Source organism: Lentzea miocenica (assembly GCF_033949945.1).
Taxonomy (GTDB): domain Bacteria; phylum Actinomycetota; class Actinomycetes; order Mycobacteriales; family Pseudonocardiaceae; genus Lentzea; species Lentzea miocenica.
Map to the genome: position 1 here is coordinate 40,117 of NZ_JAXAVW010000037.1, position 13,793 is coordinate 53,909.

The 13,793-nt window shown below is 69.0% G+C and carries 9 protein-coding genes; 8 read left to right on the top strand and 1 reads right to left on the bottom strand.

Features of this window, described 5'->3' with window-relative positions; translation table 11 throughout:
- Window positions 1-46: 46 nt before the first annotated feature.
- Window positions 47-1,888, top strand: a complete 1,842-nt coding sequence (locus SK803_RS36190) for a rhamnogalacturonan lyase (RefSeq protein ID WP_319970695.1) — start codon at window positions 47-49, stop codon at window positions 1,886-1,888.
- Window positions 1,889-1,931: 43 nt separating this feature from the next.
- Here SK803_RS36190 and SK803_RS36195 read toward each other — a convergent pair whose 3' ends face one another.
- Entirely contained in the window at window positions 1,932-3,203 is a 1,272-nt protein-coding gene (locus SK803_RS36195) for an ROK family transcriptional regulator (protein ID WP_319970696.1), read from the bottom strand.
- Between the two features lie 182 nt (window positions 3,204-3,385).
- Here SK803_RS36195 and SK803_RS36200 point away from each other — a divergent pair, with 182 nt between their 5' ends.
- From SK803_RS36200 to SK803_RS36230, 7 genes are all read left to right on the top strand, one after another.
- Entirely contained in the window at window positions 3,386-5,068 is a 1,683-nt protein-coding gene (locus SK803_RS36200; protein WP_319970697.1) for an ABC transporter substrate-binding protein, read from the top strand.
- A gap of 7 nt (window positions 5,069-5,075) precedes the next feature.
- Complete coding sequence (locus tag SK803_RS36205) at window positions 5,076-6,065, top strand: ABC transporter permease (RefSeq protein ID WP_319970698.1); 990 nt, start codon at window positions 5,076-5,078, stop codon at window positions 6,063-6,065.
- A 12-nt stretch (window positions 6,066-6,077) separates the two neighbouring features.
- Complete coding sequence (locus SK803_RS36210) at window positions 6,078-7,886, top strand: dipeptide/oligopeptide/nickel ABC transporter permease/ATP-binding protein (RefSeq protein ID WP_319970699.1); 1,809 nt, start codon at window positions 6,078-6,080, stop codon at window positions 7,884-7,886.
- Complete coding sequence (locus SK803_RS36215; protein ID WP_319970700.1) at window positions 7,883-8,758, top strand: ABC transporter ATP-binding protein; 876 nt, start codon at window positions 7,883-7,885, stop codon at window positions 8,756-8,758. Before SK803_RS36210 ends, SK803_RS36215 begins: the two co-directional genes overlap by 4 nt.
- A gap of 103 nt (window positions 8,759-8,861) precedes the next feature.
- Window positions 8,862-10,268 carry a glycosyl hydrolase gene (locus SK803_RS36220; RefSeq protein WP_319970701.1) on the top strand — a complete coding sequence of 469 codons (1,407 nt, stop codon included), beginning with the start codon at window positions 8,862-8,864 and terminating at the stop codon, window positions 10,266-10,268.
- A 131-nt stretch (window positions 10,269-10,399) separates the two neighbouring features.
- Window positions 10,400-12,868, top strand: coding sequence for a glycoside hydrolase family 2 protein (locus SK803_RS36225; protein WP_319970702.1), 2,469 nt, complete (start codon window positions 10,400-10,402; stop codon window positions 12,866-12,868).
- Window positions 12,869-13,744, top strand: coding sequence for a LacI family DNA-binding transcriptional regulator (locus SK803_RS36230; RefSeq protein WP_319970703.1), 876 nt, complete (start codon window positions 12,869-12,871; stop codon window positions 13,742-13,744).
- Window positions 13,745-13,793: the final 49 nt, after the last annotated feature.

A 13,793-nucleotide genomic window follows, 5' to 3' on the forward strand; every position in this document is an offset into this window, starting at 1 on the left:
CGTTGCCTTCTCAATCCCTGGACGGTTCCCTGACTGGACGGTAGAAATGAAACGGTTCAACAGATCGGCGCGGATCTGTGTCACCCCTGTGCTGGCGATGGTGCTGACGGCCGCCGCCCTCACCGCCGCCACCGGGACGGCGGTCTCCGCACCGGTGAGCAAAAGCGGGCAGTCCCTGGCTCAGAGCGAACGGCTGGATCGTGGCCTGACAAGCATCCGGACGGCCACCGGAAACGGCAACTTCGTGTCGTGGCGGTTGCTGGCGACGGACGCGGCAGATGTGGCGTTCAACGTCTACCGCGACGGCGGGAAGGTGAACAGCACGCCCATTTCCGCGGCGACGAGCTTCCTCGACGCCGGGGCTCCCGCGGGGGCGAGGTATTCGGTGCGGCCGGTGGTCGCCGGCGTCGAGTCGGCACTGGCGGACGAGGTCGGCACGCTGGCGACGAGCCAGGACGTTCCACTGCAGATCCCGCCGGGCGGCACCACGCCGAGTGGTGAGTCGTACAGCTACCAGGCGAACGACGCCTCCGTCGGTGACCTGGACGGCGACGGCACCTGGGAGATCGTTCTCAAGTGGGATCCCAGCAACGCCAAGGACAACTCGCAGGCCGGATACACCGGCAACGTCCACCTCGACGCCTACAAGCTCAACGGCACCCGGTTGTGGCGCATCGACCTCGGCCGCAACATCCGGGCGGGCGCGCACTACACCCAGTTCCAGGTCTTCGACTACGACGGGGACGGCAGGGCCGAGGTGGCGGTGAAGACCGCCGACGGCACCCGGTCGGGTACGGGTCAGACGATCGGCAACGCGAGTGCTGATCACCGCAACTCGAGCGGCTACGTCCTGGCGGGGCCGGAGTACCTGACCGTCTTCCGCGGCACCGACGGCGCTGTTCTCGACACCGAGAACTACGTCCCCGCCCGCGGCACGGTGTCGTCGTGGGGCGACAGCTACGGCAACCGGGTGGACCGGTTCCTCGCTGGAACGGCCTATGTGGACGGTTCGCGGCCGAGCATCATCATGGCTCGCGGCTATTACACCCGTGCGGTCGTCGTCGCGTGGGACTTCCGCAACGGCGCTTTGACGCGCAGGTGGACCTACGACTCGGGAACGGGTGGTGGCGGCGCCTACGGACAGGGTGCGCACAGCCTGTCCGTGGCGGACGTCGACGCCGACGGCCGGGACGAGATCATCTACGGCGCCGCGACGATCGACGACAACGGATCTCTTCTGTACCGGACCGGTTTCGGCCACGGTGACGCGCTGCACGTCGGTGACTTCGTGCCGAGCAGGCAGGGTCTGGAGGTCTACATGCCGCACGAGTCCGGCAACCAGCCCGCGGAGGATCTGCACGACGCGCGCACCGGCGCGGTCATCAGGCAGGCGGCTGCCTGCAACTGCGACAACGGCCGCGGTGTGGCCGCGGACGTGTGGGCGGGCAACCCCGGCGCGGAGGTGTGGTCGAGTGCCGTCGGCGGACTGCGCAGCGCCACCACGGGCGCACAGGTGGCGAGCCGCAAGCCGGGCTCGGCCAACTTCGTGATCTGGTGGGACGGAGACGCTCAGCGGGAGCTGTTGAACGGCACGACGATCGACAAGTACGGCACCTCCGGCGACACCCGTCTGCTCACCGGTTCAGGTGTCTCCTCGAACAACGGGACCAAGTCCACTCCGGCGCTTTCGGCGGACATTCTCGGTGACTGGCGCGAGGAAGTCATCTGGCGGACGTCGGACAACACGAAGCTGCGCATCTATTCCACCACGGAGCCGACGAGCATCAGGCGCGTGTCCCTGATGCAGGACCGGCAGTACCGCGTCGCGGTCGCATGGCAGAACACCGCCTACAACCAGCCGCCGCACGCGAGCTTCGCCTCTCCGTGAGGAACGCGGGCAGGTGGGACGAACTCGTTGTGCGGTAACCGGATCACGCGCTGGGCGGGGAGACGAGCGCCGGTTCGTCACCGGTGAGGTTCTCCGGCAGCCGCTGGGCCGCGTGCAGGGGTACGAGTTCGGACTGCAGCACCATGGCGGCAGCGCCGATCGCGGGCGCTGTCGCCGCCGTGTGGGAAAGCCGCACGTCGACCTCGTGCACGCCGCGGGCGAAGAAGCCCCGGTCGAGCTCCTCGCGCACGATCGGCAGGTAGATCGATCCGGCGATGGCGAAGCTCGGTCCGGTGAGGACGAGGAAGTCCACGTCCATCACGTTGGCCAGGGTGCGGGCGGCGACCGCGACGTACCGCGCGGAGCGTTCGAGGATCGCGGTGGCCTGCGGCTCGCCTCGCCGGGCGGCGCGGCTCACCGCCGCGAAGTCCGCTGCCAGGGAGTGGTGGGACCGGCTGGTGCCGACGAGGCGGGCCAGTGCCTGGTCGGCGCGTGCCGCGGCGACCACGGCGCCGGGGCCGGCCAGCGCCTCGACGCACCCGCGCGCCCCGCACCAGCACTCGGGACCCATGACGTCGACGCAGGTGTGCCCGATCTCGCCGGCGTTGCCGCTCGTGCCGCGGTAGGTGATGCCGCCGATCACGATGCCCGCCCCGATACCGGTGCCCATGTAGAGCGCCGCGGAAGTGGAGGAACTGCCCATGCCGCCCGACCAGTGCTCGCCGAGCGCCGCTGCCGTGGCGTCGTTGTCCAGCACCACCGGCAGGTCGGTCGCCGCGGAGAGCTCGCGGTCGACGGGATAGTCCTCCCACTGGCGCATCGCGGGCGGGGCGAGGGCCATCCCGGTGCTGGCACCGAGCGGGCCGGGGGACACCAGTCCGATCCCCAGGACCCGGCTGGGCTCGACGCCGACCCTGGTGACGAGCGTCGAGACCTCGTCGGCCATGCGCTGGACGATCACGGAAGGTTCCCGGACTCCGGCGCCGGGCCTGGTGATGCGCGCGACCACGGCACCACCGAGATTGGTCAGCACGTACGTGATGCGTCCGTGGTCCAGGTGCACGCCGACCGCGTAGCGGGAGTTGTGGTTGAGCTGGAGCAGCACCCTGCGTTTGCCGCCGGTGGACTCGGCGCGGCCGGTCTCCACCACGAGGCCCTCGTCGAGCAGCTTGCGGACCGAGATGGAGATCGTCGCACCGGTCAGTCCCGTGGCGTTGATCAGTCCGACCCGGCTGATCGTGCCCGCCGCTCGGATGACGTCCAGCACCGCGGCCTTGCTGCTCGCGTGCGGGGTGATGCGGGCCGGGCCGTTCACGGTGACCTCCCCGAGGTTACTTCGCCTGCCGATCAAAGGTTAGCAACCGGCGGTGTGGGCACCGCGCGTTAACACCAGTGATCCGACAGGTATTGACTTTGTTTCTTCATCTACTTAAGAATCTCACCCGATGGTGTGATGCAGCCCACTCCAAGGTCTCCCGGTCAGTGAGAGGATCCACGATGTCCCTGAAGTCACAGCGGGTGCGCGTCGCCGCAGCCGGCTTGGCGGTGCTCGGCCTGGTGGCGACCGGATGCGGCTCGTCCACCGGCACCAGTTCGGTGGACGCCGAGACGCTGGTCGTCTTCACCGGGCAGGCCGGTGACTACCAGGGCAACTTCAACCCGTACTCGCCGACCGTCAACGAGGGTCCCGGCACGATCTTCGAACCGCTGTTCTTCTTCAACGCCGTCAAGCGCGACGCGGAGCCGAAACCCCGGCTGGGCAAGGAGTTCTCCTGGAACGCCGACGGCACGGAGCTGTCGGTGACCTTGCGCGACGACGTCAAGTGGTCCGACGGGCAGAAGTTCTCCGCGAAGGACGTCGTGTTCACGCTCGACATGGTGCGCAAGAACAACACCATGAACTCGACCGGCTATCGCGGCACGGCGACGGCCGTGGACGACACGCACGTCGTCATCAAGTTCGACGAGCCCGCGTTCATGGAAGGCCCGCAGGTGCTCGGCAGGCTGTGGATGGTCCCGGAGCACCTCTGGAAGGACCTCGCCACACCGGCGACCGACCCGATCAAGACGCCGGTCGGCACGGGCCCCTTCCAGCTCGAGGAGTTCAAGGCGCAGGCCATCACGCTGAAGTCGAACCCCGGCTACTACGGCGGAGAGCCCGCCGTGAAGAAGGTCCGTTACCTGTCCCTGTCCGGCAACCAGGCCGGAGCCGACGCGCTCAAGGCCGGCAAGATCGACTGGCAGACCGGACCGGTCCCGGACATGAAGAACGTCGAGAAGAACTACCCCGGCTACAAGGCCATCACCATTCCGCAGAACCAGACGGCGCTGTTCACCTGCTCCAGCGCCGAGCTCGGCTGCGCGGGCCCGCAGACCGATCCCGCCGTCCGCAGGGCGATCTACTACGGCCTCAACCGCGGGCAGCTCAACGCGCTCGCGTTCCAGGACACCTCGAGCGAGATCTCGCCGGGATTCGCGCTGCTCGACCGGGACCAGCCCTACATCTCCGGGAAGCTGCGGGAGAAGTCCGCGCCGATGGGTGCCGACGTGGCGAAGGCGACCCAGCTGCTCGAGAGCGCGGGCTACGCCAAGGGGCCGGACGGCATCTACGCCAAGGGCGGCAAACCGTTGTCGCTCACCCTGAAGGTCGTGTCCGGCTGGACCGACTACATCACGGCGGTCAACACGATCGGTCAGCAGCTGCAGCAGGTCGGCATCAAGGTGACGCCGCAGCAGCTCTCCTGGAACGAGTGGTCGGATCAGCGCAACCAGGGCAACTACGAGCTGTTGATCGACGCGGTCGACCAGGGGCCGGCGGCGGACCCGTACTACACCTTCAGCTACTTCTTCGACAGCGGCAACACGGCGCGCGTCGGTGAGACCGCCAACCCGAACTTCGGCCGGATGAAGGACGCGCAGGTCGACGCCGCGCTGGCCGCGCTCAAGCGCATCAACCCCGAGGACACCGCGGCCAGGCAGCCCCACTTCGACGTGATCCAGACCCGGATCGAAGAGGTCATGCCGTACATCCCGGTCCTCACCGGCGGCACGACCAGTGAGTACAACGCGAAGAAGTTCACCGGCTGGCCGACCAAGGACGACCTCTACGCCTTCCCTGCGGTCTGGTCGCGGCCGGCGCACTCGGAGATCTTCATGAAGCTCAAGCCAGCGGGCAAGTGACGAACAGATGGCGTACTATGGCAGGAAGCTGCTGTTCTACCTGGTCGCCCTCTGGGCGGCGGTGACGCTGAACTTCATCATTCCCAGGCTGATGCCGGGCAACCCGGTGGACATCCTGCTGGCGAAGCTGCAGCAGCGAGGTGGCTCGGTCGACCCGTCCGTGCGGCGCTCGTACGAACTGCTGCTCGGCACCGGCGGCGGTGGATCTCCGGTGAGCGAGTACTTCTCGTACCTCGGCAACCTGGCCCGTGGCGATCTCGGCATCTCGGTGAGCGTGTTCCCGTCGCCGGTGTCCGAGGTCATCATGGCCTCGCTGTGGTGGACCATCGTGCTGGTCGGCATCGCGACGCTGCTGTCGTTCCTGCTCGGCGTCTCGCTGGGCGCCGTGGTCGGCTGGCGGCGGGGCACCTGGCTCGACAACCTGGTGCCCTCGACCACCGTGCTCGCGGCGGTGCCGTACTTCTGGCTCGCCCTGCTCCTGGTGGCGCTGTTGTCGTCGGCGCTGGGCTGGTTCCCGCTGCTCGGCGGGTACGACGTGGTGCTGTCGCCCGGATGGAACGCCGAGTTCCTCTCCTCGGCGATCTACCACGGCACGTTGCCCGCGCTCACCATCGTCATCTCGTCGGTGGGCGGCTGGCTGCTGGGCATGCGCAACATGATGGTGTCGGCGATGTCCGACGACTACGTGCTGACCGCGCGGGCGAAAGGCTTGCGCGGCAGCCGGGTCATGATCCGGTACGCGGCGCGCAACGCCGTGCTGCCGTCGGTGGCCGGTTTCGCGATCTCGCTGGGTTTCGTGGTCGCCGGCTCGATCGTCACCGAGCAGGTCTTCTCCTATCCCGGCATCGGCTCGCGGTTGCTGCAGGCGGTGCAGAACAACGACTACGCCCTGATGCAGGGCATCTTCCTGGTGATCACCATCGCCGTGCTCGGCGCCAACCTGGTGGTCGACCTGGCCTACGCCCTGATCGACCCCCGAACCCGCGTGAGCGGCTGAGAGGAGCTGGCCGTGACCAACATCAGCACAGCCACCACCCCGTCCGCCGCGGCAGCCTCCCGTGCGGGGTGGCGGTCGATGCTGCCGCGCTGGACGCCGAAGCTCGGCGTCGGGCTCGGCCTGATCATCGTGATCACCCTGTTCGGGGTGCTCGGGCCGCTGTTCGCGGGCGATCCGGACGCGGTGCGCGACATCGGGCTGACCGCGCCGAGCGGCGAGCACCTGGTGGGCACCACCCAGACCGGCCAGGACGTGCTCTCCCAACTCACGCACGCCACCAGGGGTTCGTTGCAGATCGGCCTGCTGGTGGGCGTGATGGCCACGATCCTGTCCGCCTTCTTCGGCATCATCGGCGCCTACGTCGGTGGCTTCACCGACGAGTTCTTCTCGTTGTTCTCCAACGTGATGCTGGTGATCCCAGGCCTGCCGCTGGTGATCGTCATCGCCGGGTTCGTGCCGGCCGACCAGCGCGGGGCGTGGACGATCGCGATCGTGCTGGCGGTCACGAGCTGGGCGGCGTCGGCACGCGTGTTGCGAGCGCAGACGCTGTCGTTGCGCAGCCGTGACTACGTCGCCGCGGCACGGGTGGCGGGGGAGAAGTCCTGGCGGGTGATCACGGTGGAGATCCTGCCGAACCTGCTGCCGTTGCTGGCTTCCCAGTTCGTGTTCGCGGTCATCGCGGCGATCCTCGGTGAGGCCGGGCTGTCGTTCCTCGGGCTGGGGGCCTCGAACTCCTCGACCCTGGGCACGATGCTCTTCTTCGCGCAGAACGGTTTCGCGTTGCAGCTCAACGCGTGGTGGTGGTTCATCCCGCCGGGCCTGATCATCGCTTTGTTCGGGTGCGGCCTCTCGCTGGTGAACTTCAGCATCGACGAGATCATCAACCCGAAGCTGCGCCACGTGCCGCTGCGCACGAACGAGGCTCCGGTGGCGTCACAGGCACGACCGGCCGCACGTGCGAGCGAGGACGCGGTGCTCACCGTTGAGGATCTTTCCGTTGTGTACCAAGGACCTGCTCCGGTGCACGCGGTGCGCGACGTGTCCTTCACCCTGCGCCGCGGCGAGATCCTCGGCCTGGCGGGGGAGTCGGGGTGCGGCAAGACCACCCTGGCCTACGCGGTCAACCGGTTGCACCGTCCGCCGGCCGAGGTGACGTCCGGGTCCGTGACCTTCCACGACCGCGACGGCGAGGACGTCGACGTGCTGGCCTTGGAGCCGGAAGAACTGCGTGTTTTCCGGTGGTCGAAGCTGTCCATGGTCTTCCAGGGAGCCATGAACGCGCTCAACCCGGTGACGACCGTCGGCGCGCAACTCGACGACGTGCTCACCACGCATCGTCCGGAGATGTCCCGCGACGACCGGCGGCAGCGGTGCGCCGAAGTGCTGGAACTGGTCGGTGTCGACCCGCGGCGGCTCAGTTCGTTCGCGCACGAGCTGTCCGGCGGGATGCGGCAACGGGTCATGATCGCGATGGCGCTGCTGCTCGACCCGCAGGTCATGATCATGGACGAACCGACGACCGCACTGGACGTCGTGGTGCAGCGCGGCATTCTGCAGGAGATCCTGCGGTTCCGCGACGAGCTCGGCTTCGCGGTCGTCTTCATCACCCACGACCTGCCGCTGCTGCTGGAGATCAGCGACCGGATCGCGGTCATGCGCGACGGCCGCATCGTCGAGCTCGGCACGGCCGAGGAGATCCATCGCGCCGCCGAGCACCCCTACACCCGTGAGCTGCTCGCCGCGTTCCCGAGTCTCACCGGTGAACGCGACGGATTCCTGCGCGACGCGGAACCCGTGCTGCACGAAGGAGGAGTGCGATGACCACGCTGCAGGCACGCGACCTGGTCAAGGACTTCACCGTCCGCAACGGACTGCGCCGCACGGCTCTGCGTGCGGTCGGCGGTGTGTCCTTCACGCTCGAACCCGGCAGGACCGTGGCGCTCGTCGGCGAGTCCGGCTCCGGCAAGTCGACGATCGCGCGGATGATCGCCCGGCTGGAGAAGCCGACCTCCGGGGAGATCGTCGTCGCCGGTTCCGACGGCACCCCGGTGCCGGACCGCGACTACCGGCACCGCGTGCAGATGGTGTTCCAGGACCCCTTCGCCTCGCTCAACCCGTTCCACACGGTCGAGCACCACCTCGTGCGCCCCTTGCTCCTGCACGGCAGGGCACGGGGACGGGCGGAGTCGGCCCTGCTGGCGGAGGAGCTGCTGCAACGGGTGACCCTGCTGCCGCCCGGCGACTTCCTCCAGCGGCGGCCGCACGAGCTGTCCGGCGGCCAGCGTCAGCGGGTCGCCATCGCGCGTGCGCTCGCTCCTGGCGCGGAGATCCTCGTCGCCGACGAGCCGGTGTCCATGCTGGACGTCTCGATCCGGCTCGGTGTGCTCAAGCTGCTCGCCCGGTTGCAGCGCGAGGAGAACCTCGCCGTCCTGTACATCACGCACGATCTGGCGACGGCCCGGCACTTCTCCGACGAGATCCTGGTGCTGCACCGGGGCCGGGTGGTCGAACGCGGCCCTGCCGACGCGGTGATCCTCGATCCCCGCCACCCCTACACCAAGCTGCTCGCCGCCGCCTCACCGAATCCCGACGCCCGCGGGCGCACGTTCGACGCCGGGCGCGATGTCGTGGCGGAGGCCGGTGCCGCCGCGGCGTACGACCACCACACGGGTCAGTGGGAGGGCGCGGCGTGATCTGGTCCGCGAGTGGTGTGCGACTGGAGCACATCGCCTGTGCGGCAACACCCCCGACTTCCGCCGTCGTCCGACTCGCTCGCAAGTGATCAAGGGAGATCTCATGCGACACCTCTCCAGGGTGGGTGCGGTCCTGTCCGCTCTCGTCCTGACAACCCCTCTGCTCGCGCTGATCGACCAGGGCGTCGCGGTCGCGGCACCCGCGGCCTACGTCAGCGCGGCGTCCGGCCGATGCCTGGACGTCACCGGCGCCTCCACCAGTCCGGGCGCGCTGGTTCAGATCTACGACTGCAACGGCGGGGCGAACCAGGCCTGGGACCTGACCTCCGCGGCGGAACTGCGCGTGTTCGGAGGCACCCGGTGCCTGGAGGTACCGGCGGGCCAGACCGCGCCCGGCACGCGCCCGCAGATCGCGAACTGCACCGGCGGCGCCGGCCAGAAGTTCCGGCTCAACTCCGACGGCAGCATCGCGTCCACCCAGGTCGGCCTCTGCCTGGACGTCGCCAACGCGGCCACGGCGAACGGGTCGGCGGTGCTTCTCTGGAACTGCAACGGACAGTCGAACCAGCGGTGGTCGGCGGGCGGCGGTACACCACAGCCCGTGTGCTCGGCCAACCCGGTCGGCCCGAACTCGACCACCCAGGCCCGCAAGCTGTTGTGCTACCTGTACAGCCAGTACGGCAACCACATCCTGTCCGGCCAGCAGGAGTCGACGTGGATCGGCGGGCCCGACTACGAGATCAACTACATCCGGAACAACACCGGCAAGCTGCCGGCCATCCGGGCCCTCGACTACGGCGACTCCAAGGACCTCGCGCCCAGGGCGATCGCGTGGTGGCAGGCGGGTGGCATCCCGATGATCGGCTACCACATGGGCGCGCCGACCAAGCCGGACACCTACGAGGGCACCCAGATGACGGTGTCGATCAATGCCGTGCTCACGCCCGGCACGGCCGAGTACGCCTCGTTCATCCAACGCCTGGACGGCGCGGCGGGCATGCTGCAGCAGCTGAAGAACGCCGGCGCCGCGGTGATCTGGCGGCCGTTCCACGAGGCCGGCGGCACCTGGTTCTGGTGGAGCAAGGAGGGCGGCGGCCAGTACAACCGGCTGTGGCGCTTCATGTTCGACTACTTCACCAGGGTCAAGGGGCTGAACAACCTGGTGTGGCTGCACGGGTACAACGGTGCTCCGCAGTCGTCGTTCTACCCAGGTAAGTCCTATGTGGACGTCGGTGGCGCGGACACCTACGCCGGTGACGGCAACTACGACCCGCTCAAGCCGATGTTCGACTCCGTGCGCAACATCGTCGGCGGCACGATCCCGATCGCGCTGCACGAGAACGGTCCCATCCCGGACCCGGACCGCATGCAGTCCACCGGCGCGCGCTGGGTGCTGTTCGGCACCTGGCACGGCAACCACCTGACGCAGAGCAACTCGGTGAGCCACCTGCAGAAGGTTTACGGCCACAGCTATGTGATCACCCGCGATGAGCTGCCCAGTCTGAGGTAGCCCGCGCGGCTGTCGCGGGCACACGCGGGCGCGGCGCCCGCGACAGCCGGTCCCACATCGCGTTGACTTACTTTACTTGCCAACGTAAGAATCGCCGAGGGTTGACCGCGGCATCGGGGAGCGAGGAAACGATGGAGCGCCAGACGTTGCACGACGGGTGGCAGCTGAGCGTGGCGGCGGGCCCTGCGTCCGACAGCGTGCCCGACAGCGTGCGGGACGCCCGCGTGCCTGCCGCGGTGCCCGGCAGCACACACCTCGACCTGCTGGCCGCGGGACTCATCCCGGATCCGTTCCTCGACCGGAACGAGGAGTCGGTCACCTGGATGCACCGCGCGGACTGGCGGTACGAGCTGACCTTCGAGACCAGGGCGCCCGCCGGGAACGAGCGGGTCGACCTCGTGTTCGAGGGACTCGACACCGTGGCCACCGTCGAGCTGAACGGCATTCCGGTCGGCGCCGCGGCGAACATGCACCGAACGCACCGGTTCGACGTGCGCCCTCTGCTCCGCAACGGCGCCAACGAGCTGACCGTCGTCTTCTCGTCCGCGTTGACGCACGCCCAGCAGGTCGAGCAGGAACTGGGCTGGCGGGACCACGCCTACCCGCACCCGTTCAACATGATCCGCAAGATGGCCTGCTCGTTCGGCTGGGACTGGGGTCCCGACCTGCAGACCGCGGGCATCTGGCGGCCGGTGCGCCTGGAACGCTGGCGCACCGCGCGGCTGGCGTCCGTGCGCCCGCTGGTGACCATCGACCCCGACGGCACGGGCCGGGTCGAGGTGCACGCCGACGTCGAGCGCGGCGAGCCGGGGACGCGGCGGCTCTGGCTGGTGGCCGAAGTGGACGGACGCACGGCACGGGTTCCGTTCAGCGGTGACAAGGCCGTGGCGACCGCGTTCGTGCCGGACGCGCGGTTGTGGTGGCCGGCGGGACACGGCGAGCAGCCCCGGTACGACCTCGCCGTCTCGCTGGAGTCCGACGGCGAGAAGATCGACGCGACCGAGCACCGCATCGGGTTCCGCACGATCACGGTGGACACCGAACCCGACGAGGTCGGCACGCCGTTCACCTTCGTGGTCAACGGCAAGCGGATCTTCGCCAAGGGCGCGAACTGGATCCCGGACGACCACTTCCTCACCCGCGTCACCCGCGACCGGCTGGCGGGCCGGATCGACCAGGCCGTCGAGGCGAACTTCACGATGTTGCGGGTGTGGGGCGGCGGCATCTACGAGACCGAGGACTTCTACGACGTCTGTGACGAACGCGGAATCCTGGTGTGGCAGGACTTCCCGTTCGCGTGCGGCGCCTACCCGGAAGAGGAGCCGTTGTGGAGCGAGGTGGAGGCGGAGGCACGGGAGAACGTCGCCCGGCTGACCGGCCACCCGTCGCTCGCGCTGTGGAACGGCAACAACGAGAACCTGTGGGGCTTCGCCGACTGGGGCTGGCCGGAGCAGCTCGGCGGAAAGACCTGGGGCCTGCGGTACTACACCGAACTGCTGCCCGCGATCGTCGCCGAGCTGGACCCGACCAGGCACTACTCGCCGGGCAGCCCGTACAGCCCTGGTGAGCGGCATCCCAACGACGCCGACCACGGCACCCGGCACGACTGGGAGGTGTGGAACCGCGTCGGCTACCAGCACTACCGCGACCACGTGCCGCGCTTCTGCTCCGAGTTCGGCTTCCAGGGCCCGCCCACGTGGGCGACGCTGTCGAGGTGGGTGCACGACGAACCACTCACCCCGGCCTCCGCGGGTTTCCTGACGCACCAGAAGGCGGACGACGGCAACGGAAAGCTCGAACGCGGGCTGGCCGCCCACCTGCCGGTGCCGGCCGACTTCGCCGACTGGCACTGGGCGACCCAGCTCAACCAGGCACGTGCCGTGTCGTTCGGCATCGAGCACTACCGGTCGTGGTGGCCGCGCACGGCCGGCGCGCTGGTCTGGCAGCTCAACGACTGCTGGCCCGCGACGTCGTGGGCGGCGGTCGACAGCGACGGCCGGCGCAAACCGCTCTGGTACGCGCTCCGGCACGCGTTCGCGCCGCGCTCGCTGACCGTGCAGCCGAGGGACGGCCGGTCCGTCCTGTTCCTGGTGAACGATCACGACGACCAGTGGAGCGGCGACGTGCGCGTCGAGCGGCAGTCCTTCGCGGGAGCGGTCCTGGACTCCGCCGCCGTCCCGTTCTCGGTGGCCGCCCGGTCCGTCGTCGGCGTCGAGCTGCCGGACGCCCTGCTCACCCCGTCCGCACCGGCGGCGGAGGTGCTCGTCGCGACCACCGACGAAGCACGTGTCGTGCACCTGTTCCGCGAGGATCTCGATCTGGCCTACGACCCGGCACCGCTCACCGCGCAGGTGGTGGCCGTCGAGGGCGGATATCGTGTGGACGTGCGTGCCACGTCGTTCGCACGTGATGTCGCGGTGCTGGCCGACCGGGTCGCCCCGGACGCTGTTGTCGAGGAGATGCTGGTGCCGATGCTCGCCGGTGAGTCCCGTTCGTTCTTCGTGCGGACCGAAACACCGCTCGCCGACCCTGCCGTGCTCGCCGGGCCGCTGGTGCTGCGCAGCGCCAACGGACTTTGCGCACCAGTGGTGAGGTCCTGAGTGGCTGTCGTGAATTCCTCTGGCGTGGCTTCCTCCGGTGCCGTCGGGCTGGTGCTGGCCCGCCCGACCCGGCTGCTCGGCGCCGAGCCGTTCTTCATGGAGTTCATCGCCGGCATCGAGGAACGCCTCACCGAGCACGACCTGTCCGTCCTGCTGCACACCGTCACGACGCACGACGCGGAGCTCGCCGCGTACCGGCGCTGGGCGGCAGGAGGGCTGGTCGACGCGGTGGTGCTGGTCAACCGGTCGGTCCACGACCCGAGGCCCGCGCTGCTGCACGAGGTCGGCTTGCCGTTCGTCGTCGTCGGCGAACCCGCCGCCGGCCTCGACGCACCCGCGGTGCGCACCGACCACGCCGGCCCGGTCGTGGAGGCGCTGCGTCATCTGCTCGACCTCGGTCACTCGCGCATCGCCAGGATCAGCGGCCCGGCAGGCCTGCTGCACACCGAGGCGCGCACGGCGGCGATGATCGACTGCTGCCGCGCCGCCGGTGCTGTTCCGATGATCCTGGAAGGCGACTACTCCGAGGAGTCGGGCGCGAAGCTCACCGCCGCGTTGCTGGGACTCGCGGAGCCGCCGACCGCGATCCTCTACGACAACGACGTGATGGCGGTCGCCGGACTGGGTGTGGCGAAGGAGCTGGGCGTCCCGGTACCGGGCAGGCTCAGCCTGATCGCCTGGGACGACTCGACGTTGTGCCGGCTGGCGTCGCCCGCGCTGACGACGATGAGCGTCGACGTCCACCAGTTCGGCATCTCGGTCGCGGAGTCGGTGCTGGAACTGACCGGCGGACAGCAGGTCGCTGAACGGTGGTCGCCCACCGCCACGCTCCTCGTCCGGGAAAGCTCTTCTGTCGTGCCCTCTCAACAGGACTGAACAAGAAGCTCGACACAGCGCTGCGCACGGGAACCATTCGTGACGCACG